19 protein-coding genes are annotated in these 24532 nt (G+C 43.1%); 7 read left to right on the top strand and 12 right to left on the bottom strand.

Translation table 11 applies throughout. The features are described from left to right. Window positions 1–79: 79 nt before the first annotated feature. Both U0033_RS30520 and U0033_RS30525 read right to left on the bottom strand, forming a co-directional pair. A complete protein-coding gene (locus U0033_RS30520) occupies window positions 80–1198 on the bottom strand; it encodes a FecR domain-containing protein (RefSeq protein ID WP_072363804.1) in 1119 nt (372 codons plus the stop codon). A 58-nt stretch (window positions 1199–1256) separates the two neighbouring features. Further along, entirely contained in the window at window positions 1257–1793 is a 537-nt protein-coding gene (locus tag U0033_RS30525) for an RNA polymerase sigma factor (protein ID WP_072363803.1), read from the bottom strand. 243 nt (window positions 1794–2036) lie between these two features. Between U0033_RS30525 and U0033_RS30530 the strand changes: the two genes are divergently transcribed. Beyond that, window positions 2037–5408 carry a SusC/RagA family TonB-linked outer membrane protein gene (locus U0033_RS30530; protein ID WP_072363802.1) on the top strand — a complete coding sequence of 1124 codons (3372 nt, stop codon included), beginning with the start codon at window positions 2037–2039 and terminating at the stop codon, window positions 5406–5408. 13 nt (window positions 5409–5421) lie between these two features. After that, on the top strand, window positions 5422–6810 hold the full coding sequence (locus U0033_RS30535; protein ID WP_072363801.1) for a RagB/SusD family nutrient uptake outer membrane protein: 1389 nt from the start codon (window positions 5422–5424) through the stop codon (window positions 6808–6810). A gap of 45 nt (window positions 6811–6855) precedes the next feature. Here U0033_RS30535 and U0033_RS30540 read toward each other — a convergent pair whose 3' ends face one another. The 6 genes from U0033_RS30540 to U0033_RS30565 all read right to left on the bottom strand — a co-directional run bounded on the left by U0033_RS30540 (window position 6856) and on the right by U0033_RS30565 (window position 15475). Continuing rightward, window positions 6856–7092 (bottom strand): hypothetical protein, encoded by a 237-nt coding sequence (locus tag U0033_RS30540; protein WP_072363800.1) that lies wholly within the window; start codon window positions 7090–7092, stop codon window positions 6856–6858. 127 nt (window positions 7093–7219) lie between these two features. Beyond that, window positions 7220–7648, bottom strand: coding sequence for a MauE/DoxX family redox-associated membrane protein (locus U0033_RS30545; RefSeq protein WP_072363799.1), 429 nt, complete (start codon window positions 7646–7648; stop codon window positions 7220–7222). A 9-nt stretch (window positions 7649–7657) separates the two neighbouring features. After that, window positions 7658–8983 (bottom strand): serine/threonine protein kinase, encoded by a 1326-nt coding sequence (locus tag U0033_RS30550; RefSeq protein ID WP_072363798.1) that lies wholly within the window; start codon window positions 8981–8983, stop codon window positions 7658–7660. A gap of 1188 nt (window positions 8984–10171) precedes the next feature. Next, window positions 10172–10918 carry a helix-turn-helix domain-containing protein gene (locus U0033_RS30555; protein WP_072363949.1) on the bottom strand — a complete coding sequence of 249 codons (747 nt, stop codon included), beginning with the start codon at window positions 10916–10918 and terminating at the stop codon, window positions 10172–10174. A gap of 17 nt (window positions 10919–10935) precedes the next feature. Next, a complete protein-coding gene (locus U0033_RS30560) occupies window positions 10936–11961 on the bottom strand; it encodes an SDR family oxidoreductase (RefSeq protein ID WP_072363797.1) in 1026 nt (341 codons plus the stop codon). A gap of 103 nt (window positions 11962–12064) precedes the next feature. After that, window positions 12065–15475 (bottom strand): PA14 domain-containing protein, encoded by a 3411-nt coding sequence (locus U0033_RS30565; protein ID WP_072363796.1) that lies wholly within the window; start codon window positions 15473–15475, stop codon window positions 12065–12067. A gap of 241 nt (window positions 15476–15716) precedes the next feature. On the opposite strand from U0033_RS30565, the gene U0033_RS30570 reads away from it, so the two are divergent. Continuing rightward, entirely contained in the window at window positions 15717–16910 is a 1194-nt protein-coding gene (locus U0033_RS30570; protein ID WP_143150851.1) for a hypothetical protein, read from the top strand. 38 nt (window positions 16911–16948) lie between these two features. Here the strand turns inward: U0033_RS30570 and U0033_RS30575 are convergent, their stop codons facing one another. From U0033_RS30575 to U0033_RS30590, 4 genes are read right to left on the bottom strand one after another with little or no spacing between them, the layout of a single operon-like run. Beyond that, the gene (locus tag U0033_RS30575; RefSeq protein WP_072363794.1) at window positions 16949–17398 is read right to left on the bottom strand and encodes a hydrogenase maturation protease; all 450 of its coding nucleotides are present in this window, start codon (window positions 17396–17398) and stop codon (window positions 16949–16951) included. Then, window positions 17385–18128: a Ni/Fe-hydrogenase, b-type cytochrome subunit gene (gene cybH / locus U0033_RS30580; RefSeq protein WP_072363792.1), complete on the bottom strand. Its 744-nt coding sequence runs from the start codon at window positions 18126–18128 to the stop codon at window positions 17385–17387. Before cybH ends, U0033_RS30575 begins: the two co-directional genes overlap by 14 nt. Window positions 18129–18138: 10 nt before the next feature. Beyond that, on the bottom strand, window positions 18139–19863 hold the full coding sequence (locus U0033_RS30585) for a nickel-dependent hydrogenase large subunit (protein ID WP_072363790.1): 1725 nt from the start codon (window positions 19861–19863) through the stop codon (window positions 18139–18141). 14 nt (window positions 19864–19877) lie between these two features. Beyond that, a complete protein-coding gene (locus U0033_RS30590) occupies window positions 19878–20990 on the bottom strand; it encodes a hydrogenase small subunit (protein ID WP_143150850.1) in 1113 nt (370 codons plus the stop codon). 134 nt (window positions 20991–21124) lie between these two features. On the opposite strand from U0033_RS30590, the gene U0033_RS30595 reads away from it, so the two are divergent. The 4 genes from U0033_RS30595 to hypF are packed head-to-tail and all read left to right on the top strand — an operon-like array spanning window position 21125 to window position 24530. Continuing rightward, complete coding sequence (locus tag U0033_RS30595) at window positions 21125–21319, top strand: hypothetical protein (RefSeq protein WP_072363788.1); 195 nt, start codon at window positions 21125–21127, stop codon at window positions 21317–21319. Further along, complete coding sequence (locus U0033_RS30600; RefSeq protein WP_072363787.1) at window positions 21312–21644, top strand: hydrogenase maturation nickel metallochaperone HypA/HybF; 333 nt, start codon at window positions 21312–21314, stop codon at window positions 21642–21644. The genes U0033_RS30595 and U0033_RS30600 overlap by 8 nt, the downstream gene beginning before the upstream one ends. Before the next feature lie 10 nt (window positions 21645–21654). Continuing rightward, window positions 21655–22377 carry a hydrogenase nickel incorporation protein HypB gene (gene hypB / locus U0033_RS30605; protein ID WP_072363786.1) on the top strand — a complete coding sequence of 241 codons (723 nt, stop codon included), beginning with the start codon at window positions 21655–21657 and terminating at the stop codon, window positions 22375–22377. Then, window positions 22353–24530, top strand: a complete 2178-nt coding sequence (hypF, locus tag U0033_RS30610) for a carbamoyltransferase HypF (RefSeq protein WP_072363948.1) — start codon at window positions 22353–22355, stop codon at window positions 24528–24530. The genes hypB and hypF overlap by 25 nt, the downstream gene beginning before the upstream one ends. Window positions 24531–24532 lie beyond the last annotated feature (2 nt).

A 24532-nucleotide genomic window follows, 5' to 3' on the forward strand; every position in this document is an offset into this window, starting at 1 on the left:
GGTTCAGGGCAAGCTTGGTTATTATGAGGAACTATCTCGTTATCAATGAATGCTGAGGGTTTGCATAGGAGGGGGAGTTTTACAAAATATGTATCACTCCATCTTTTGAAATACTATAAGTCACTTCTTTGGTGTCTGTTAATTGTTGTAATAAGTGGCTAATAGGTTTGCTTTTATCCAGTATTACACCAATAAATTTCTTACCCGCTGCAGATTTTTCCACAATGATCTTCACCTTCATATTTCTGCCTACTACTTCTGCAATCTTTTCGATAGTGACATTGTCAGGGAATACGATGATACCATCTCTCCAGCCTAGCACTTCTTCTGCGTCAAATGTATTGACAGCTATCCGTTGTGCATCGATGGTGGCGGCTTTGCCAGGTGTGAGCAGCGCATGGCTTTCGCCTTCTGCCACCTGCACGCTACCCTGTACAAGAGAGATCTTAGCGATACCGCTATCGTACGTGTTGATGTTAAATTCTGTTCCCAATACTTCTACCTGCCTGTTATGAGGAAGGTGTACGATAAAGGGCTGACCTGCCTTTGGGGAGACTTTTACATAAGCTTCTCCGTCTATACTGATTTCTCTTTTGGACCCGTCAAATTTCAGCGGGAAGGAGATGCGGGAGGTATTATTTAATAATACTTCTGATCCGTCATCCAGTACGACTTTATAATTGTTTTTACCCCTTGGCACGGTCAATATGCCCAGATCGTGAGTGGTACTGTTCAAAGAGCTAAAGGTGAGCGAGCCGGTTTCAGGATGAAATGCAATGCCATTTACATTGGTAGCTACATTTTTCTCCAGATTAATTTCCTGCTGGCCAATTTTCAATAAAATAGTTTCACCATCCTCCCAGGATGCCAGGCTTGCTGGCTGTTGTTTCGATGTCAATATATAATATGACAGTCCGCCAACAAGTCCAATAGAGCAGGCCGCGGCGGCAAAGGACCTTATATAGCGGTTCCGCCCGCGTCTTTTGGCTTTAAAGATCAACTCTGCTGCTGAAGTACTGCCATCTGCATGGGCGATAATATTTTCACTTTCCATATCCTCACGAATCTCATTATACAGCGCTTGCAATTCCGGCCGGTCGATCATCAACTTGTCCAGTTGAGTTTTTTCGTCCGGTGTGATCGTCCCCAGTATGTCTGCCACGATCAATGTCTGTATGTCAATAGCTTCCAGATCCATAGTTGATATAATTATAGACAAACCTAATTTCCCAAAAGTATGAGTGGAGGAAAAAAAATTATTTTAACTGTAGTTTGTTGCGGATAATCTTGAGTGAGGAGTACAATTGCGTCTTGACAGTATTGACTGAAATACCTACAATTTTGGCCACTTCCTTGTGCGGACGACCTTCAATAAATACCATTTCCACTGTTCTGCGGCTTTTGTCAGGCAGTTCCTGCATAAGCCGGGTGATGTCATCGATTTGTTCACTATCTGGTTTTTCGCCGGACTGAGCTTCAGCATGAAGGTCAGAATATTTTTGGTTGCGTTTCGTTAGGTTGGTGTCATGCTTCAATTTGTTCAAACAGCTATTTGTTGCCATGCGGGTGAGGTATGCCCGGACAGCAACATTTACATCAATACCTTTTCTTTTATTCCATAGGGTAATAAAGACTTCCTGTGTTACATCTTCCGCATCATGAATATTACGCAGAATGCGGAAGGCAGCAACGAATACATCTCTGCGATATTTTTTATATATCTCAGCGTATGCCAGTTCGTTTCCCTCTTTAATAAGCTGAAATAGCTTAACGTCCTGCTCTTGAATCATCATGTTCGGATTTTATTACTCGATTACATTTCCTGAAGCTTTGGTATATTTATGATTATTTGGGGCTTGTTTTAGTGGAATCATTCTTAACAAAAATAGTTAATTTTTCAGAATGTCGTAAAGAGTGTAAAAATGATTAAATTTCCACGTAGAATCATACTTTTTGGCGATCAGAATTGTCTATAATGCCCCAGTGTAGTTGTCCAAATTATCTACTGATCCCTGCCGAGAAGATCCCAATATAATATGAAACATATTCTTGCGGCAAAAGGTGCTGGTTACCTGGTACTTTGCCTGCTATTCTTACTGAGAGCGGGCATACCCACGAGCGCACAAACTCCAGGACCGTCCGATGTGAATAAGATGCTGAATAAGCGGATGGATCTCCAGGCATCTAATAAATCATTAAAAGTCATACTTAAGCTGATCACTTCTTCGACCGGCTTGCGCTTCGTTGCTTCCGCCAATCAGCTGGATGTAACAGCTCATTATTCTATCTCCGTCAAAGATTATTCAGTTACACAAATATTGACTGAATTGCTGGGCCGGCAGGGGTTTACCTGGACGGTGACGGGCAATCAGGTCGTGTTCAGCAGGTCTGGTCCGCTGGTCCCTTTAGCTCCGAATGCAATTGCAAAGATGATCTCAGGAAAAACGAATGTCATAACAGGTATAGTGATGGATGAAAAAGAAATGGTCTTGCCCGGAGCTACAGTTCGCATCAGCGGCACTAGCCTTGGAGGAACGACAGATGAGACAGGGCGATTTTCTTTTATAACCGGGCAGGAAGATTTGGTGCTTTACACAACTTATACGGGGTATAAACCATCGGAGACAGCAGTGAATGCTGTCGATTCGATTCGCATAAAACTGGTCTTGGCTAATAATATCCTGGATGAAACGGTCGTGATGGCTTATGGTTTGACTACCCGCAGAACGAATACAGGTAGCATTGGAAAAGTATCTTCAGGTGAGATTTCCCGGCAACCGGTTGCAAATATTTTAGGTGTCCTGGAAGGCCGTATTCCCGGACTAGCAGTGACACCTTCAAGTGGTGTGAATGGAACGAGTTTTTCCGTGCAGATCAGGGGAAGAAATTCATTTGCGAATGGTTCTGATCCGCTGTATATCATAGATGGTGTGCCATATATTTCGAGTAAGACGATCAACCTATTAGGATCGATTGCAGTACAAAACTTTGATGCAGGAGGGATCAGTCCTTTCAATAATCTGAATAAGGAAGATATAGAAAGTATAGAGATCCTGAAGGATGCAGATGCTACAGCGATCTATGGCAGCAGGGGGGCTAATGGGGTGATGCTGATAACCACAAAGAGAGGGAAAGAAGGGAAGACCTCGTTGCAGCTGAAATTGAATAAAGGGATGGGTAAGGTACCTGGGCTGGGCAATCTATTGTCAAAGGACCAGTATATGGCCATGCGGAAAGAAGCGTTTGCAAATGATGGGCTCACAGCGAATAACCAGGAAGGGAATGCAGGGTATGCACCTGATTTGTTGATCTGGGATCAGGCGAGGAACCGGGATTGGCAAAAATTTATTATTGGTGGAACAGCCAATATTACGAATCTGAATCTGGCGCTGAGTGGTGGAAGCAAAGTGTTTCAATATAGATTGAGTGGAAGTTTTCTGAATAGTACATCTGTATTTCCGAAAGATATGAATATGGATATGCCTTATCTGCGGGGAACAGGCGATGCTTCGGTCACTTATCTATCCAGGAATAAGAAATTGAGTTTCGATTTTAGCGGGAAGTATGGGAAAGACAAGAACCAGATGTTTGATGGTACTTTGTTAGGTACGATGGCGCCACCGAATGCACCGGGTCCGAAGGATGCAAATGGAAAATTGGTGTGGGCGGAAAATGGAGCGGAGTACAGTAATCCTATCGCAGATCTGTATAGGAAGTATACGATTAAGACAGGGAATTTGCTGGGAAGTATGAAGCTGGGATACCGGATTGTGGATAGTTTAAATTTCTTATTGTCTGCAGGTGTAAACAGGTATAGGGATAGTGAGAATTCGCAGTTCCCGATTATAGCCAGGAATCCGGATAGTGATTCCGCATCGTTTGGCGGGGCAACTTTTGGTACGCAGGAGATTAAGAGTTGTATTGTGGAGCCTCAGTTGGATTATACGAATACGTTTAAGTTTGGAAAGATCAATGCCCTGATAGGAACAACCTGGCAGTATAGTTCGAATACGAATATCGTGTTAGATGGGAGGGGGTATACGGATGATAATAAGCTGGATGATCTTTCGGCAGCAACGGCAATTTCTATGACTGGAAAGTACGCATCGAAGTATAAATATGCGGCGTTGTTTGGGAGGATAATTTATAATTATAAAGACAGGTATATATTGAATCTTTCGGCGAGAAGGGATGGCTCGAGTAGGTTTGGTCCGGGAAAGCGGTGGTCGAATTTTGGTTCTGTGGGTGGTGCCTGGTTGTTTAGTAATGAAGGGTTTGTGAAGGATAATTTGGAGTTTTTGAATTATGGGAAATTGAGAGGGAGTTATGGGATTTCGGGAAATGATCAGATTGGGGATTATAGGTATTTGGATACCTGGTCGTCAAATAATTTTCCGGGAACCTACCAGAATAATTTACCGATGATTCCAGAGGCTTTATTTAATCCTAATTTTTCCTGGGAGAGAAGTAAGAAAATAGAAACTGCACTTGAACTTGGGTTGTGGGATAATAAGCTTATAACGACGCTGGCCTATTTTAGTAGTACAAATGATAAACAGATTATCGCATTCAGATTGCCTTCTCAGACGGGTTTTATGAATGTGATTAAAAATGAAGGTGTCATTGTAAAGAATACCGGATGGGAATTTGATATGACGGCGGAAGTATTGAAACGGTATCATTTTAGTTGGAGAATGAATGCTAATATAACTTTTCCAAAAAATACGTTAGTTGCATTCCCCGATTTGGATAATTATACTATTGCACTTTATTATTCTGTTGGATATCCGTTGAATGTATTGAAGCTTTATCATAGTACAGGTGTGGATAAAACTGATGGGCTATACAAATTCGAGGAAGTAAATAAAGATGGAAAATTAGATTATCAGGATTATAGAAATGTAGGAAATCTCGATCCCAGGTTTTATGGAGGTATTGGAAATACTTTTCAATATAAGGGGCTTAGGCTGGATGTATTTATGACCTTAAGAAAACAGACTATTCCTAATTATTTTTATGCAGCTTTCTTCAATTTAATGTCTCCGGGAACCTTAGCAAATCAATCTAGATGGGTGTTAGATAGATGGCAACACCCGGGAGATGAAACGCAAGTACAACGTTATGTAAGCAACAATGTCATAAACGGGCAGTCGCAGAGCTACCAAATATGGTATTCGAATGCGGTGTATGAAAATAATTTCTTTTTGAAAGTTAAAAATATTTCATTGTCATATTCCTTAGATCCGAAATTGATAAAGAAGATGAAGTTGTCTGGTTTAAGGTGTTATTTACAAGGCCAAAATTTATTTACATTGACCAATTATAAGGGGCTGGATCCGGAAACTCCATATTATTTTTCACTCCCTACATTAAGGATTGTAACAGTAGGATTGGAGCTCGTTTTATAATAAATTCCAGAAGATGAAAAAGTATCTTATAATATTGCTGGCAATTTATGCTATAGCTTGTAATAAATTAATTGATGTGGGCGATCCTGAAAATAGTGAGAATGGGAAGACAGTATTTTCACATGATACATCAGCTATGTCTGCAGTTACAGGCATTTATGCCAGGATAATGGCATCCTTTCCCAGTTTGTTGAATGGAGGGTTGACTATTTGTGCCGGTTTATCTGCTGATGAAATTCAACCTACTAGTTCCAGCAACAGCATGCAGGAATATTATATCAATTCAATATCTACAACAAGTAATTTTAATAGACTATATCTATGGTATTATGGATATACATTAATTTATCAGGCGAATGCCTGTATTGAAGGTATTTCGAATAGCACCGCACTTTCAGAGGTTATAAGCAATCAGTTATTAGGAGAATGTTATTTTCTGAGATCGTTGACCTATTTTCAAATGATCCAGCTTTTTGGAGATGTACCTTTAGTCATTTCTACAAATTATGAGGAAAATGCCGGATTAAAAAGAACACCTACAATTAAGATCCTTTCACAGATTAAAGAAGACTTGCTTAAAGCCACGGAATTGCTCACGGATAATTATCCCGGCAATAATAGGATAAGAGTAAATAAATGGGCCGCCAAAGCATTGCTGGCGAAATTATATTTATACGGAGGAGATTGGGCGGATGCAGAAAGTGCTTCAGGGCAGGTAATTAATGCTGGAACTTATAGATTAGAAAAAGACCTGAACAGGGTATTTTTGTATGATAGTAAAGAGGCTATTCTACAATTCATGCCTTATGAAAATGGGTACAATACCACAGAAGGTGCACAGTTTGTTCCCAGCCCTAATGGTACATCTCTACCTCAGTATTCATTAACCGAATATTTACTAAGTGCATTTGAAACCGGTGATAAAAGAGCAGCCAACTGGATTGGAAGGAAAACTGTTAATGGGGTGGTTTATACATTTCCATATAAGTATAAATTGAGGATCAATTTCGGTCCTACCTATGCCGTGACTGAATATGTAATGGTGCTTCGCCTGGGGGAACAATATTTAATCCGTGCAGAAGCCAGAGCACATTTAAATGATCTCGCTGGCTCTATTATCGATCTTGATAGCATTCGTAACCGAGCAGGATTACCTTTGATTGCACAAACTAATCCTGGCATTGATGTTAATAGTTTATTCAAAATCCTTCAAAAAGAACGGCAAACAGAATTGTTTGCGGAATGGGGCGCTCGCTGGTTTGATCTGAAGAGAGAGAAGACAGTTACTAGTGTATTGGTTAGCAGAAAACAATCATGGAAGGATACCGACACCTTATACCCCGTGCCTGATGTGGAATTGAAATTGAATCCCAAGCTAACACAAAATCCTGGCTATAATTAAAAGGAAGCACCTGTGTAGTTACCACAGGCGCCTTTATTAAGCAGATTAATTTGCTTTGCTTACAATCAAATTAGGATTATCCGTAGCCCTTAAACAAAATAAACCTGTACCAGGACAATTGAGTTCAGCGTTAGCGGTTGTTCCAAATAATACAGTTGTTCCATTAACCGTAACCCAATAATGATTCTCCGCTCTTACATCAGGTTTTGCTTTCATTGCGTAAGCTGCTCCTACCCCAACTAAAGCAGCCAGTGCTGCGAATGCTAATTTAAGTTTGTTCATAAGATTAAATGTTTAAAGTGACAGAAAAAAAGCGCTTAAGCTGCCATTAGCATGAGACGTACCCATCCCCTCCGTAATCATCTTACGAACTGCGACAGTCATTCCAAACTAATACACTTTTAATTGGTTACCGGGGTAATGCTTTAGTATTCCTAATTAGCAACAGAGCAATGGCTCCTGCCAATACAAAAAACAAATTGAAATAAAGATGCTGCACCCACGTGAACTGAACAATGGCGCCACCACATGAGCATGGAATCTTTCCAAAATATCTTAACTCTATCAGAATAATATAACCTGTAAACAGTATCATCATCCCCGTCGCTATCTTCAATCCCATCAAACGTGTCTTATCCACACTCAATAAGAATGATACAAATATCTCGGTGAAAGGGATGCCCCATACCAGCAAAGGCAAAAATTGAGCAGGAAACGGCTGCTTGTGCATCTGTGAAACAAATACATTAAATTCCATCCACTTACTCACAGCCGCATATACAAACATACTAATAAACAACAGGCATACTGTATTAAAGAACAGTGTTCTAGTTTTCATAGTCTTTATTTAAACCAGTTCTATCTTCTCCGGTATGATGCCCGTCTTTAATAATGTTATTATTGAGGAAAGAGAGGGTCGGTTGGCAGGAGCAGGGTCCAGACAATTAGTAATTACTTCCAATAAAGCAATTTCCAGTCCTGCATTTACCAGCGCGTTATATATATTCCCTGAAAAACTCTCCTGATCAACCGGGTTCAGAATCATATAAGCTAATACCACCCCCATCGAATAAATGTCATCTTCCGGCGCCGGCTGCTCGCATCGCCGTTGCTGTGGCGACATGAACATTATAGTTCCATATCCAAATGGTGGATCAGGTGTACCTGCCGGCATATAATATGCTAACTCGAAATCCAGCAGGTAAACCTTATCCTCCCGGATAATGAAATTATTAACCTGTATATCCCGATGTAGATATCCCAGCTCATGTAATCGTTTAATGATCTCCGCTATCTGAAGAAAATATCCAAGGATTTTTACTTTGTCAGCTAACTCAAGCTCCCGCCAGATGCGGTCCTTATTAATCCCCTTTAATCTATCCGGCAATGATTGGCCGTTGATATATCCCGTCACCAAAAAATGATCCTCCCCCTTATTACAAAAATCAATTACCTGCGGTACCGGCAATTCATGCTGTATTTGCTCCAGCACAGTCTTCTGCCAGAATAACTTATGTGCAGATTCTCTTCCGTAACGGTCTATATAAGATGCCGCTTTCGCTTGTTTAATAATGCAATGTGTAAATGAAAACTGCTTTATATTCACCCCGAGGTAAATGTCTCCCTTCGGATTAAAACGCAATAATTTAATAGGTACATAGTACTTTCCAATGATGCCCTTTCGCCGACTGTTGCGGTATTTAGCAGGTATATGATACGAAATACCGGTATCCAACTCCGTATATAACACCTTGCCTATACGAAGACTGTCATACGGGGTAATGCCCAGGAATGAATCCGTTACAGCCTCCAGCTCCCGGGCCAGTTTTATGGCCTGTTTCGCATGTGCCGGATAAATCACAATCACCTTGCCTGCCTCTTTAATACCCAATGACAGGCCATTACTCTGATCTACCAGCTTGTCGTTTTTCAACAAGCGGAAAGATACCCCATACGTCTTCAACACCGGTATTACCTGGTGAAGTAAAGATTGGGCTTGCTGCGAAAGCACAGAGATGTATAAAGTGAAATTATTCCGCAATTCACAATCGCCAACCTCCAGCCAATGCCCGCATTCCTGGTAAGGTATACTATATAACGACAGATCACTTGCAAAGTCTTTTACTTCATGTGTACTCAAAGGATACCCATTGTTCAGTTGAAAAACTGACATACCATTTTAATGTCTAAGGTTATTTAATTGCAGTCTAAAATTAGTTCGTTCTATGCCTGCGTGCGCTTACAGGCTATAAAGTAGTTTTAAATGATCATGGATATAAGAATAAAGAAAAATACACGTCGTCCCCGATTTTAGTAATGTAATTTCTGAGTACTGCAAATATTTTTTTTCCTCCCCAATATTAAAATTTAGTCGAAAGACCAATTGTATGGAATGTATAACAGAAACTGATTAAAAATGTTCGTGAGTAATCATGAAATTTTTTTTGATGAATCGTTTTTTTAAATAATATATGTTTTTATCTAATTTACCCGGGCTGTAGGGGATTTTGAAGCATTGATTGCTAACTGACAGGAATACACACTTTTAGCCTATTTTATCATGTTCTGGTCTATAGAAGGGATACCCTTTTTAGGAGAGAGCTATAGTCCAGATTCGGTCAGTCTTCTATACCAACATTACATTATAATATCACTAAGAGGTCACTTCAATATCCCCTGGATATTGAAGTGACCTCTTAGTGACCTTTGGGTGACCTTTTAATGTAGGTACCTAAGCCTGTTCGCACTGAATCTCGCCAGAAAGCGTATCGAGCTACACAGATGTGTCAATTATCCCCGGTTTTGAAGCGATTTCAATTGATAAACAGTAGTTTATGCTATGGCACGGTTTTGTCAGCAGGTAGGACTATATGAAAGATTTATATAAAATAGTGTCAAAAAAGCGCACAAGTTGTGATCTGCTGGGCTTCATCAGTTTAGTGTTAATATCTGTACAGATCGTTTTCGTAGTATTAATGATGTATCATCGGGTACAGCTATAAAGCATTTTAGAGGTGCTAGCCTGGATCCAGGTGCAAAAAAGGATTATAGGAGTTAATCTTATGAAAAGACTAAATTTGACCCTTTACGGCTTTTTTTGCTGGCTGTCAGCACAATCCTCTTTAAAAGCGCAGAAAAACCACGCTATACAAACAATCTGTACAGGTGGGAGGTATACCGGCCTGTATTTAAAAGCATAGAAAGCAATACAGATAAGCTGGTCCACCTGGATTTAAAATGTATATAACCAGGTCTGCCCGGGTCCATTCCCCAATCGCGCCCAATTAAAATGGTTGCCCATCCTGAAGTTATATTTCAGAAGTCATTACTGGATGGGTGATCCTACAATATTTAAAAATAATTACTTCCTCAATTGGGTAGGAGAGAACCCAAATAATTTCTTGAAGGCATAGCTGAAATGCGACAAATCCTCAAAGCCCACTTCAATATATACATCAGAAGGGCGCTGCCCTTCTTTATCAATCAAAAAATAGGCTTCCTTCAATCGCTTTTGTATCAACCATTTTCCGGGTGTATCATTAAACACTTTTTTGAAATCCTGCTTGAATGCAGTCAGGCTTCTGCCAGTAAGATACGCGAATCGCTGAATCGCGACATTGAACCGGAAATTCCGGTTCATGTAACTTTCCAGGTCTATTTTAGCAGGCATACCAAAATCAAAAAGGATATTCTCTAATCCCGGATTGGTTTGGAGTAAAATGTTTAATAACTTCTCCCGGGTGCTATCGTCCTCCTGCTGCAGAAACAATTGTGGCACCAGGTCCGTCTTATGTAAATGCAGAAAGACATCATTGGATACATAACTCTGACTCGCTACCCCATGCTTTTGCTGATACATTTTCAGAAACGCTTCATCAAATATTACCACCACCTTTTCAAATACATTATCTTCCTTTTGTTTATTATACCTGGCCAGGTTATTCTTGCGCACAATGGTGTATTGACCCGGTACGAGCGAGTAACTTTTATGTCCATCAAATCCCTGCATTTTCCCTTTTAACAGATAGATAAAAATGTGTTCTGAGATAAATGCTTCAGGTGAAATATGAGGGCCAATATAACAGGATTTGATCTGGTCGATTTTCATGAACATTTTCAAATTTACTAAACCGCCCCATACTTAATCAAACTTTCTACCGATGCCAATATCGCCGTTTCATTACTCCTGGGGGTCCATCCCAGTACCGAAATTGCCTTTTCATTACTGGCCCTTCTGTTCACTCCCAGCAATGGTGCTACCGCTTTCGCTTTCTGGTTCCCCAACAAAGCCGCCAACTTCACTTTCCAGTCAGCCAATGACTTTGTCGAAATCTTCGCGCCAATCGCAGGTAGGTGCTTTTTTATAAAACCCGCTATCTCCAAAAGGCTCATCGTACCACCCGCTAATGCCAGGAAACGCTCTCCATTGGCTTTTGGACTGGTCATTGCCCTGATATGCAGATCCGCTACATCCCGTACATCCACAATACCCAGATCCATATTCGGAATCGCCTTCATCTCTCCATTTATAATGTTACGCAGCAGCTCAAACCCACTTGACAAATCAGGCCCCAGCGAAGGCCCAAATATCCCCATCGGGTTCACCGTACAAAACTCAAGGCCATGGCCCTGTTCACGGATAAATTGCCAGGCCGCCTTTTCAGACATTACTTTTGATTTATTATATGCCGAGAGCCCTTTCTCATCAGGATCAGTATAATCCTTTTCCGTAATCAAGGTAGCAGGATCTCTATGACTATACCCTACAGCCCCGAAATTGCTTGTCATCACCACTCTTTTTACACCCGCATCCCTGGCTGCTTTTAACACACGTAGCGTACCATCAACTGCCGGCCGGATCATCTCTTCCGGATCTTTTGGTACACGCAGATAAATAGGAGAAGCTACATGCAGCACATATTCACAACCTGCTGCTGCATCAAGCCAATACTGATCCGCAGTAAGGTCAGCTATAATAAATTGAATATGCTGAAAGTCGCTAATGCCTCCGGTACGGAGCATTTCCAGGACCTTATTTTTTTTGTCCGGTGTGCGAATGCTTGTTTTCACAGCGTAGCCCTGCTGTAAGAGCTGGAGAATACAATGACTGGCTACGAATCCTGTTCCTCCTGTAACGAGTACCTGTTGCATTTTTTTTATACAAAGGTGAGGCGAATCAGGAAAGGGTACTTTGTTGTAAAGTCATTTTTTGAAAAAGGCAGGCGTATATTGCGCCTGCCTTTTCAAAAAACCTTTATTTCTTGACGATCGTTTTCGTTGTTCGCTTGCCATTTGCATCGATGCTAATCAGGTAGGCACCCTGCGGTAATGCTGATATATTCAGCGTTTCACCAGACTGTACCACTCTCGGAGCCATCACCTGTCTGCCCACTAAATCAAAGACCGTCACCCTTGCCTGCTGCGCATTAAATTGCAAATGCACATCATTTGATGTCGGATTCGGATAGATGATCACCTTTGTGTTGGCCGTAGTTGGTTGTAAAGCTGCTACCCGCGCTATACTGCTCAGACCTGTCGTATACAACTGATTGACAGGAATAATTTCCTTCACCTGTGCATCACTGGACCAGGACAATTTCGCATTCGCCCCTCCATAATCTTCGAAATACTCCATCTTAAAATCATACTGCTGCCCGGCCGTCAAGGCAATGGTGCCGCTGTATTCAATATCCCAGTCGTTAATCCATTTATCTATTACCAGCTGGTTATTGATCCACAGACGCCTGCCATTATCACTGGTAATATAGAATGTATAAGTACCTGTGTAACGCGGCTCTATCTTCCCCGTCCAGCGAATAGATGTATGATCGATGGTCAGACCGGGAGCAGCTGCGCCTTCACCCCAGTCAAAATTAATAGTCGGATCTATCCGGCTAAACTTTAGGGTATCGAAGTTCATCCCGTTGTAGTAATTGCCCGTAAGGCCATTGCCATTCCCAACGGTTGCACCCTTATACAATTGCCATCTTGAGGACAACTGTCCAGTATCCGCCCGCTGCACAAGTCTTGCTTCGGCAGCAGTACTTTCATTTTCAATAGAAATAACTTTTCCACTCAGCACATTGATGAACTGATAGTAACCACTATCCGCTGCAACAGCAATGAATTGCTGATTGCTGGCATGTTGATCTGTATATTGCCAGATGTAGGCATTGTCCGCAGTACCTGAATTAGCCACATCCAGTACCTTCGCACTATGATAGGCCGTGATGGAATAAATGCCGTCGCCCATGTGCTTCAGCGTAAATGTTTGGTTCGCAGCACCTGTGGGCGTCCATAATTGCAGACTTGCCCCATTGCCTACGCCACCAACACCACCACGCACATCCATGTAGTAATTACTCTTTACATTTCTTAATGTATAGGAACCGGCCAGTGTAGTTACACCGTTTGCTCGTACACGTAAGGAGCTTAGTTTGTCATTCCAGCTGTTCAGGAAACTGGTATCACGGGTCAATACAACGCTATCTCCACCAAAGTCATCATTCAGGTAAAGCACTGCCTGGTAACCTTTGGCAATTTTTACAGCAGTTACTTCATCGTTGTTGATCCCTTTCAGGTTCAGACCGGACAATTTATAAGCACCGATATTGAAGCCTGCATGGAAGCCACCATAATTCACATCCTGGTACAGGCTAACTGGTCCTGAACTGGTATCCGGTCTGCTGAATAATTGTGCTGCAGGTACAATCTGTTTGGATTGTGAAGTACTTTCCCAGGAAAGATGACAGAAAGCGTCACCTGCACCTTCGCCATATTGTAATTCAATATTGTATTTCTGACCCGCAGTGAGTGCAATAGTTCCTGTGCGGGTATAAGCGCCCTGTGTCTCATAATCATTGATTATCGTTTGACCGTTAACGATAAGCTTCACCCCATCATCAGCATAGCAGGAGAAGGTATAGGTTTCAGAATACAATGGCTGTATCTGTCCTGACCATTTTACAGAGAAATTGTTATAACCCAGGTACTGACTGTTAGGAGAAACATTTGCCCAGTCAGCATCAATATTCTGATTGAACAGGGTATATTTCATTGTGTCCTGGTGATAACCGCTGTAAAAATCGGCACGCAAGCCATTGCCCTGGCCCGGATTGATCCCTTTGATATTCTTGCGGATCAGCCATACAAATTCATCAGGAGCGACTACCCGGACATTGCTGTTCAAGCGCTTGATGCAATCAATCACATCATCCACACTACGATCCCATACGTGCACAGAAATAAGGCTGTAGCCATCCTGTGAGTTGATATCAGTAGATGCGGCGTTCAGTGTAGTTGCCAGTGAAGCAGGGGAGGACAAGGTACCCCACAGTGTATATCTGCCACCGATAGAAGGTTTATCCTTGTACCAGTCTATCTGCCCGTTCCTGCCCCTGTAGTTCGCACCATAGCTGTAATAGAAGAGTGCATCGATGTTATCCTGTTTCAGGTAAGGCGTAGGATCGTTGTCACTATCATCCGCATCAATGATGTTAACGATCCGGAGGTCCGCCTGCTTCATATATTTATTGAGCAGGTTACACTCTGTAGTAAGATCAGCATCCGGCATCCTGCCCGGGAAGAAATAACCCCTGCCGGAAGGAGCGGCAATGAGCACATTGCGACCATCAGGAGTAGTCAGGCAATTGTCTACATACTTTTCATACATCAGGGGAGCCGCTTCGGACAAAGAAGGGGAAATCGTCCAGCCGAGGTTCACGTGGCCACGGTTAGGATTTGCCCAGTTACCGGTATTGTCAGAAGTACCGAGCAGCCATTGCAGGTTATCACCATCTGTAATCACAAAGCATACGGTGTGTACATTCGGCACCACCTCGTAAGGTTTGATGGCCGGTTTTTGCTGAAAGCCATCTTTCTTTGGCGGGATCTGTGACAGGGCAGACATGTTCGGTGCCCAGTCAGAGGGGAGGATCAGTGAGGAATGCAGCGACAGTTGCTCTACGGTGTTGTACTCAGAAGGCCCCCAGCCAAAGTAAGCCGCACCTTTGTTCATGCGGTTATACACATTGCTGGCCAATGTACCGTTAACAGTGTCTGACCAGAACTGGAAGGCTTTGCTGTAAGTGGAAAAGTCTCCCATAAAATAGACCCTGTCATCAGAACTTTGCTGGTATGTCGCAACGTTCTTATTGAAAAGGCTACCATAGTTGGCGAGTACCCATGCTTCGTCATGGGTGGTAACATCCAGTAGTTTTGTGAGTCCGGCGCTGATAGCTTCCTGTTCAATGTCTGTCGGAATAGCGACTGCATTCATCACACCGGCCAGTGAGATGGCTGCATTCGTTGATTTGTCTTTTGGGTTACAGAGAATGTAACCTGCCAGACGATTGGCATAATGTGCCAGTAAACCTGCGAAGTTGTTGTAGTACGTGGTATTTGTTTTAATACCTGCGTTTTCAACGAGGGCACGGTGACCATAGGTGTCTCTCAGAATTTCAGGTTTGGTCTGGGCAATGACACCTTGTAAGGTTTGCAGGGCCACTTTCTCAGAGTTGGACATGTTCTCTGAAGTGATAAAAAGGCTATCAGGTACGGCAGAGAGTGTGAACGGGCTGCCGGCTACACGGGGCGGTTTTCGTTGTGCCTGTGTAGAAAGGACGGATAGCATGATTACCAGAGGGAGTAGGTAACGTGTTTTCATGTGGAACGGGTTTTATTAAGAAAAAAGAGTACTAATGATAGATATTTCGTGGAATTGGGTTAATGTCTCTTACAGCACAGAGCTAAGATATGTTTTGTTATGGGAATTTGCAAGGCATTGAATTTTGTATTTGTGGGAATGGGTTTTATTGATAATTTCGCAGCGATGGCTGTAGTTCGTGAATGATCTAAAAGCTTGTTAATGAATGTAAATCCGTTCTTTTTATTTAATATCCCTTACTATGAAATCAATTTTATTGGTTTTAACCCTTATGTGTACTGTTGTATTTTCAAGCCGGGCACAGTATTATAATGATGTTGTTTCTGCCCACTTTAATGCACCACAAAATGTCAATGGTATAAAAATTAAAACAAATCTTCCTTTTATCGAAGGTGTTGCGATGCCCACCATCATGATCGAGGGATATGATTACAATAAAGGTAAAGGTGGGCCTATTGACCTGAAGTTGACATGGTATGTGTATGAGAATAAGTTTAATAGTGCAACGGTTTCTTCATCAGGGATGGTGAACCCACCGGTTACACTCGCCAATGAAAATGGTAAGGTGTCAATATTCCTGGATTATAAGGCATATTATATGCGTTTCCATATTCGTGCATATGCAAAAGGTTTGTCAAGAGATACAGTGACCAGTTTTATGGGCTGGACGGTGGTCGATTCCACGTTGATACCGGAGGCTACGAATGTAACCCGTGTATCTTATAAAAATGCATTTACAGGCATCGTAAACCTGCAGGATAGCATTACCGCCACCAATGGCAAATTGGGAATAAATACATTGAGCCCCAGGGCACCACTGGATGTGGCGACTGTTGCAAATGATACAATTTCATCCGTATTGGGTAGATTGACTGAGGGGAATACTGTAGGCGACGGGACATATCTGGGGGTGAAAACATTTAAGGCCAATGCTGACTATATACCATCATTTGGTTTGATCAGTAAATATGGTGGCACCTTGAATTGTGGTATCATTTTTAATAAAGGTACCTCAGTTGCCGGATACCTTACATTTTTGACAAATACCGGTATCGAGCAGATGCGTCTGGATGCCAATGGTAACCTGCTGATTGGAGTAAAAACTGCCGGTGCCTTCAAACTAGCCGTTGCCGGTACCATCGGTGCAAAAAAACTCACCATCACCCAATCTGGCTGGGCCGACTATGTATTTCATCCCGACTATAAATTGCCATCTTTAGCTGAAGTAGAAGCACATATCCAGGCAAATCACAGATTACCTGAAATACCCTCAGAGAAAGAAATCTATGAGAAAGGTCTGGATGTAGCCGAAATGCAAAAATTGCAAATGCAGAAGATAGAAGAACTCACCCTATATCTAATTGAAGAGCATAAAGCAAATTTGAAATTACAGGAAGAAGTAGCCGAACTAAAAAAGAAACTCGAAAATAAATAAAACTAAAAAAGCCGGTCAAATCAATGACCGGCTTTTTACTAAACAGCACTTTTTATCTCCTCTAACAGCTTGGGTATGCACCCCTCAATATCCTTTGTTAATTCCATCCCCTGCTGCTGGATACTCTCAATACTCACTACGAACAAATACAAGTCCGGCATCTTATCCAACAACTGCAAGGCACTCATCAGATCTTTCAAGCCAATATCATGTGCACTGATCTCCGGTGGAAAATCACTCGCATACTTCGGTTTAATACACCTGATCGTTCCCGGCTTTAATCCATCCAAAGTTGCATCCACCAGTATCACCTTCTGATACTGCTCAAAAAATTCAAGCAAATGAAACCCACCTGTTCCTCCATCCACCACATCAATCCCCGGAATCTCCTGCGACACTTCTAATCGCTGCGCCACATGCACACCAATCCCTTCATCTCCCATGAGATAATTCCCCACTCCTAATAATAATGTCTTATTTTTTCTCATCTGTTAGCACGCTTCTGTCAGGAGCTGTATGTTTATCTTTCTGAAACGCTTCCTCTTCAATAAATTTCCATCCACCTACCATACTGCTTGTTTCACCACGCCCTTCCACATAGTCATGATAGAACACCAGGTACACATGAATCACCACGAACAGTATAAAGAACCACATGGTCCAGTGATGGATTTGTCGTACCATGATATCACCTCCTAAAAGCGTAGGCACCCAGGAAAACAGTTTAGGGAACCACCAGTTACTCATAGACGCATACAAACCAAACCCTGTCAGTGATTGGATCCCAAAAGCGATGAAGGTGAAAAAGTAAATAAACCCGGCCAGTGCATTGTGCCCCACGCTCAGGTGTTCTTTCCCTTTGAGTTGTAAGATGTCGATCTTTAACACCTGCCAGATCTCTTTAAAGAAGAACTTTCCGGTTGGGATAAACTGCTTCCAGTTAGCATATTTATTGCCTACAAAACCCCAGTATAAACGGAAGATAAAATTGAAGAAGAAAATATACGCTGCAATAAAATGGATGGCCCTCATCCACCCCATTACAAAGCGGTTCGATGCCTCCTGGTGACTACTGATCACCAGCGGATTGGAAATGTAAAAGCCGGTGACAATCAGTGCCACCATTACCATTGCATTGAGCCAATGATACAGGCGTACCGGCAATTCCCATGTATACACACGTCTGAGCCGGTGTATATGGACATATTTCTTAGCCATAAGTTCGCATTTATGCTTCTAATACACTCACCCTGTTGATATGATTACCATGTTCATCATACAGGTGCACGGCACATGCCAGACATGGGTCAAATGAATGCACGGTGCGCAGTATTTCCAGCGGTTGTTTTTCATCTGCTACCGGTGTACCCAGCAGGGCAGATTCATAAGCAGACAACTGACCTTTACTGTCGCGTGGAGATGCATTCCAGGTGGTAGGTACTACAAGCTGGTAGTTGGAGATCTTTTTATCTTCGATATTGATCCAGTGTGCGAGCGCACCACGTGGTGCTTCAGCATGTCCTACACCGATGGCTTTCTTCGGCCAGGTATCAGGATTGAACATGTCCATATTCGCCATACGGGTATCTCCTTTTTTGATATTATCTACCAGTTGATAGTAGAAGTCCAGCGCCCATTGCGATACCAGTGATGCTTCGAACCCTCTCGCAGCAGTACGACCTAAAGTAGATATCAATGCAGTAGCAGGAATATCCAAAGTCTTCAGTGCCCTGTCTACAACATCTTTAAACTCTTCACGGCCTCTTGCATATCCTACCAGCACGCGTGCCAGCGGACCTACTTCCATTGCATGACCCTGCCAGCGTGGTGTTTTTAAATAGCTATATGCCTGAGACATATCCAGGTGTTCGAACGGCGGCTTGGGACCTGTGTATTTGATCTTGCTTTCGCCTTTCCATGGATGCAGGCCAATATCCTTTCCGCCTTTGTATTCGTACCAGCTATGGGTGATAAATTCCTGTACATCGCCATCGTTCCTCAGGTCAACCTCGTAGAGTTTGCTCAGGTCTTTGTTTAAGATCACACCAGGAGGAAATTTGTAAGAAGATGCATCGCGATAGCCATTCCATGGCAGGTCTCCATACACCATAAAGTTGCCCAGACCGCCGCCAATGCTGCCCCAGTCTTTGTAGTAGGATGCAATGGTCATCAGGTCAGGAATATACACCTGTTCGATGAAGGTTCTGGCTTCATCTAAGATGCTTTTCACGAGTGACAATCTCTCAGCATTGATGCCGCTTACATCATCCATTCCGATGGCGCAGGCCATACCACCTACGAGGTAATTAGGGTGTGGGTTTTTACCACCGAATACGGCCTGCACTTTCACCACTTCTTTCTGCCATTCCAGGGCTTCGAGATAGTGTGCAAGACCGATCAGGTTTACTTCAGGAGGTAATTTGTAAGCAGGGTGGCCCCAGTATCCATTAGAGAAAATACCCAACTGGCCGCTGTCTACAAGTTTCTTGATCCTTTTCTGCAAGTCACTGAAGTAACCCGGAGAGCTTTTGGGCCATTTGGATATTTTCTGCGCAAGAGCAGATGTTTGCTGTGGATCGGCCTTGAGGGCATTCACAACATCAATCCAGTCCATGGCATGGAGATGATAGAAATGGACAACGTGATCATGCATAAAAGACGTGCAATACATAATATTGCGTACCAGTTCAGCGTTGGGCGGGACGGTGATGTTCAAAGCGTCTTCTACGGATCTTACGGAAGTAAGCGAGTGTACAGATGTGCAAACCCCGCATACACGGCCTACGATAGCCCATGCATCGCGGGGATCACGGTTCTTTAATATTTCTTCCAGCAGGCGTACCATGGTACCACTACTGTAAGCATCTTTTATTTTTCCATTTTCTATTTCTGCTTCTATACGAAGGTGTCCTTCAATCCTTGTGACAGGATCTACGACAATTCTTTTATTCATAATGGTGGAATTTCTCAGTGATCCAATTCTTTTTCTTCTTTTTTGCCTTCATCTTCCAGCATATGGATGTTATCCTTCTTGCGGATATTGGTCATAACAGCATGGCCCAATACGCCGGCACCTGTAGCTGCGAGGGCGATACCACCTACCACATCGGCAGTGGCTTCGATACCAAATCCCGCAAATGCAGAAGCGCGCTCATACAAGCGGCCGTTATCCCAATAATTTTCTTCACTACATCCTATGCATCCGTGGCCGGACTGGATAGGGAAGCTGGTACCTCCGTTCCATTTCGTGACACCACAGGCATTGTAAGTCACCGGACCTTTACATCCTACCTTATATAAACAGTATCCTTTTTTCGCATTTTCATCATCAAAGCTTTCAACATACAGGCCTGCATCGAAGAATGGTCTGCGATAGCAGGTATCATGCACCCGTTTGCTATAGAAAGCTTTGGGTCTGCCTAAAGCATCCAGTTGTGGAATACGGTCAAAGGTGACGAGGTGTACAATTACCCCTGCCATTACTTCGCCGATTGGTGGACAGCCTGGCACCTTAATAATAGGTTTACCTTTTACGAGTTTGTGAATCGGTGTGGCAGCAGTTGGGTTTGGCTTGGCGGCCTGTACACAACCATTGCAGGCACAACTGCCCCAGGCTATAATTGCCTTGGCACCCGCCGCAGCTTCTTCCAGGATCTGCATGGAGGTTTTGCCACCAATCATGCAGTATACCCCATCTGCTTCAACAGGCACACTACCTTCCACACAAAGGATGTATTCTCCTTTGTATTTATTCATGGTATTGTGCATCGCTTCTTCTGCCTGGAAACCGGACGCGGCCATCAAAGTTTCTGTGTAATCAAGCGATATCTGATCCAGGAGAATATCAGCAACAATGGGGTGGGATGACCGGATAAAGCTTTCGCTGCAACAGGTACATTCCTGGAAATGCAACCAGATCACCGGGATCCTGGGCTTGTTGGCCATCGACTTGGCGATCTGGCCTACTGCAGACCGTTCCAACCCCATGAAAGCTGCCATCATAGTGGCAAATTTCATGAAGTCACGCCGGCTGTAGCCCTTGTTTTTCATTTCGTCGTAATACGTTAAAGGCTGGCTCATGAGCATATGTTTATCGTCATTGAAGTTACTGTAAACGGCAGGGGCTGGAGATGATAACCATCAGAAAAAAGGCTGATCCTAGTTACCATTTTTGCGGCAATTCAATCTTTACTTTGAGGGTACAAACGAGCCCAATGAAAAGATCACTAATACTCTCCATCATTTTATTGCCATTATTGGCGTCGGCACATCCCGGTCATGGAACGACTGAAGGCTTTACAATCATCCACTACTTTACAGAATGGAACCATGCAATGTTTACATGGCCGGTGATACTGCTGACAGTCGGAATAGTAATCAAGGCGAAGAGGAGAACCAGGAATGCATGAGCTGTCCATCGTAATGGGCATCATTGATGTGGTCACGGAATATGCGAAAGGTGCTCCCGTCAAAGAGGTAACACTGGATATTGGTTGCCTCACGACGATCGAGATGTTTGCTTTTGATATGGCATGGAAACAGGCGATCAAAGGTACCTTACTCGAAAAAGCTACTTTGGACATAAACCGGATAGCAGGGAGTGCTGTGTGTCTTGAATGTGGGAATGAGTTTGCCATTACGGAGGTCTATGATGCGTGTACCGGGTGCGGAAGTCACCTGATACATATTGCGAAGGGAAAAGAGTTGAAGGTACGTTCATTGATCATTTTTTAAATTGAAAGTTATGTGCGCTACTTGTGGATGCGATACACATACTCATAGTCATAGCCATAGTCATTCTCACACGCATGACCATGGTGAGAAACATATAGCTGTAGAGAAAGATGTTTTATATGAGAACAATTTATTAGCGGCAAGGAATCGTGGTTTTTTCGATGCAAAGAATATTCTCGCGATCAATCTGGTCAGCTCACCTGGTTCAGGAAAAACGACATTATTAGAAAGGACTTTAACAGACCTGAAGGACACGGTGAATTTCAGCGTAATTGAGGGCGATCAGCAAACCACCCGTGATGCTGACCGGATACATGCCACTGGTACAAAAGTAGTTCAGATCAATACAGGAAAAGGTTGTCACCTGGATGCGCATATGGTGATGCATGCTTTGCAGGGAATGCATCCACATGAAAATGGGATCGTGTTTATAGAGAATGTAGGTAACCTGGTTTGCCCTGCGATGTTTGATCTGGGAGAAAAAGAAAGAGTTGTAGTGATGAGTGTGACCGAGGGAGATGATAAACCGTTGAAATATCCGGACATGTTCCACACCTCTCATCTATGCATCATAAACAAAATAGATTTATTGCCCTATGTCCCTTTTTCTCTTGACAAGGCAATTGCGAATGCAAAGCGGATTAATCCAAAACTGGAAGTGATTACGCTAAGTTGTACTTCAGGAGAGGGACTGGATAAATGGTATCAATGGCTGGAATCAAAAAAATCGTGAACTCGTATCATATCCATATCAGCGGTCGTGTACAGGGAGTTGGCTTCCGACCATTCGTGGCCCGGGTAGCAAAAGACCTGCATATACTTGGTGCGGTAAGCAATAGTCCGGATGGAGTACATATTGCATTTAACGCCTCGGCAGGAGAAGCAGCTCAATTTTATAACACTATTATTTCGCAACCTCCCGTACATGCCCTGATTACCCATCACCATATGCGACCAGCGCCATTGTTTCCCTTTACCTCCTTCACGATTTTACCTGGTACGGCGGCTTCAGCGACCAGCCTTTTATTAACGCCGGATATTGCGCTTTGCGATACCTGTAGAAAGGAATTAACGAATAGTTCCAACCGGCGTTATCAATATGCATTTACTACCTGTACGAATTGTGGTCCACGGTATTCAATTATGCGTGCATTGCCTTATGAGCGTGAGCATACCAGTATGTCGCACTTGCAGCAATGTCCGGATTGTAATGAAGAGTACCTGAATAGTGCAGACAGGCGTTTTCATAGTGAAACGAATTCCTGTCCTGAGTGTGGGGTACCTGTGTATGGACCATCTTTGCAGGAAGTAGATGAGTGTTTGAAAAAAGGAGGTATCGTGGCGGTGAAAGGGATCGGTGGCTACCTGTTACTGTGCGATGTGTCGCAATCGTCGGCAATGCGTGTAAAAAAGAACAGACCACAAAAGCCTTTTGCGGTCATGTATCCTACACTTGAGAGAGCTGCGGAAGATGTTTATCTCACAGCGGTTGAGTCTTTAGAATTATTGGGTCCTGTGGCACCCGTAGTGTTATGTAAACTGAAAAAGCCTGCCGAAGACCTGGCGCCAGGGCTGGATAGATTGGGTGTGATTTTACCTTACTCGCCTTTATTACAATTAATTTCATCAAGATACGGAAAACCATTAATTGCCACCAGTGCAAATGGGAATGGTGTGCCTATTATCTACAAAGATGAGGATGCGGTAGGTATTGCGGACCTGGTATTGAGCTTTGACAGGGAGATTGTATTTCCACAGGATGACAGTGTGATTTGTTTTACATCGAAAGGTCGACGCATTATATTGAGAGGAGGACGGGGATTATCACCTGTTTATTTACACAAACATAGCAGGGATGGCGTGTTGGCCATGGGGGCAGAATTAAAGAGCACATTTGCACTGACAGGCGAAGATTACTGGCTGGTGAGCCAATACCTGGGCAGTCATGGAACTTTAGAAACCGAAGAACGATTCGAAGAGACATTAAAAAACCTTTTACAACTATTACAAAGACGACCAGTACAAATCCTGACGGATATGCATCCTGGCTATTTCGTTTCCAAACTGGGTAAACAAATGGCTAAGCTATCCGGCGCTACACTGACGACTATACAGCATCACAAAGCGCATTTTGGGGCTGTACTGGCAGAAAATAACCTGTTACAGCAACGGCATCCTGTGTTGGGCATTATATGGGATGGTGCCGGTTATGGTGAAGATGAACAGATATGGGGTGGGGAAGTTTTTGTATATAAAGAAGGCCAGATGAAGCGGGTGGGGCACCTTGATTATTTTCCCCAGTTAATGGGAGACAAAATGAACAAAGAACCACGGTTATCGGCATTGGCTTTATTACAAAACTTCCCCGGGCGGCACGGCATAATCAGGCATTATTTTAATGACCAGGAGTGGCGGTATTATCACCAGTTGCTGGAAGGGCATTGTCCGCTGAAAACAAGTAGTATGGGGCGCCTGCTGGATGGTGTGGCAGCGATACTGGGCGTAACAGGCTTCAATACTTACGAAGGAGAAGCGGTCATGAAGATGGAAGCTGGGATTGGTGACATAGTAACGCATACGTATTATGACATGCCGATTCATGGAGAGGTGATCCAGTGGAGACCTTTAATTTTAGGTGTGATAGCTGATGTGGAAAGAGGAATGGATAAGCGGGAGATTGCTTATAAGGTATATTATTCACTGGCACACCTGGTGACGAAATTGAAGATTCATTTTAAGGCCGAGAAGGTGGCGTTTAGCGGTGGCGTATTTCAAAGTCCATTGCTGGCGGGTATGATGCAGGGGCATTTTCACAGAATGCTGAGTCCAAATGATGAATGTATTGCAGCTGGGCAACTGGCTTGCTTTAGTATACAAAATGATTAATT

The sequence above is a fragment of the Chitinophaga sancti genome (assembly GCF_034424315.1).
Classification (GTDB): Bacteria; Bacteroidota; Bacteroidia; order Chitinophagales; family Chitinophagaceae; genus Chitinophaga; species Chitinophaga sancti.

Coding starts and splice junctions, on each gene's coding strand:
- U0033_RS30545 (WP_072363799.1), bottom strand. CDS start 7,648: ATGAAAACTAGAACACTGTTCTTTAATACAGTATGCCTGTTGTTTATT.
- U0033_RS30590 (WP_143150850.1), bottom strand. CDS start 20,990: ATGAGCCAGCCTTTAACGTATTACGACGAAATGAAAAACAAGGGCTAC.
- U0033_RS30530 (WP_072363802.1), top strand. CDS start 2,037: ATGAAACATATTCTTGCGGCAAAAGGTGCTGGTTACCTGGTACTTTGC.
- U0033_RS30600 (WP_072363787.1), top strand. CDS start 21,312: ATGCATGAGCTGTCCATCGTAATGGGCATCATTGATGTGGTCACGGAA.
- U0033_RS30575 (WP_072363794.1), bottom strand. CDS start 17,398: ATGAGAAAAAATAAGACATTATTATTAGGAGTGGGGAATTATCTCATG.
- hypB (WP_072363786.1), top strand. CDS start 21,655: ATGTGCGCTACTTGTGGATGCGATACACATACTCATAGTCATAGCCAT.
- U0033_RS30565 (WP_072363796.1), bottom strand. CDS start 15,475: ATGAAAACACGTTACCTACTCCCTCTGGTAATCATGCTATCCGTCCTT.
- U0033_RS30525 (WP_072363803.1), bottom strand. CDS start 1,793: ATGATGATTCAAGAGCAGGACGTTAAGCTATTTCAGCTTATTAAAGAG.
- U0033_RS30550 (WP_072363798.1), bottom strand. CDS start 8,983: ATGTCAGTTTTTCAACTGAACAATGGGTATCCTTTGAGTACACATGAA.
- U0033_RS30595 (WP_072363788.1), top strand. CDS start 21,125: ATGAAAAGATCACTAATACTCTCCATCATTTTATTGCCATTATTGGCG.
- U0033_RS30570 (WP_143150851.1), top strand. CDS start 15,717: ATGAAATCAATTTTATTGGTTTTAACCCTTATGTGTACTGTTGTATTT.
- U0033_RS30560 (WP_072363797.1), bottom strand. CDS start 11,961: ATGCAACAGGTACTCGTTACAGGAGGAACAGGATTCGTAGCCAGTCAT.
- U0033_RS30540 (WP_072363800.1), bottom strand. CDS start 7,092: ATGAACAAACTTAAATTAGCATTCGCAGCACTGGCTGCTTTAGTTGGG.
- U0033_RS30585 (WP_072363790.1), bottom strand. CDS start 19,863: ATGAATAAAAGAATTGTCGTAGATCCTGTCACAAGGATTGAAGGACAC.
- U0033_RS30555 (WP_072363949.1), bottom strand. CDS start 10,918: ATGAAAATCGACCAGATCAAATCCTGTTATATTGGCCCTCATATTTCA.
- U0033_RS30535 (WP_072363801.1), top strand. CDS start 5,422: ATGAAAAAGTATCTTATAATATTGCTGGCAATTTATGCTATAGCTTGT.
- U0033_RS30520 (WP_072363804.1), bottom strand. CDS start 1,198: ATGGATCTGGAAGCTATTGACATACAGACATTGATCGTGGCAGACATA.
- cybH (WP_072363792.1), bottom strand. CDS start 18,128: ATGGCTAAGAAATATGTCCATATACACCGGCTCAGACGTGTGTATACA.
- hypF (WP_072363948.1), top strand. CDS start 22,353: ATGGCTGGAATCAAAAAAATCGTGAACTCGTATCATATCCATATCAGC.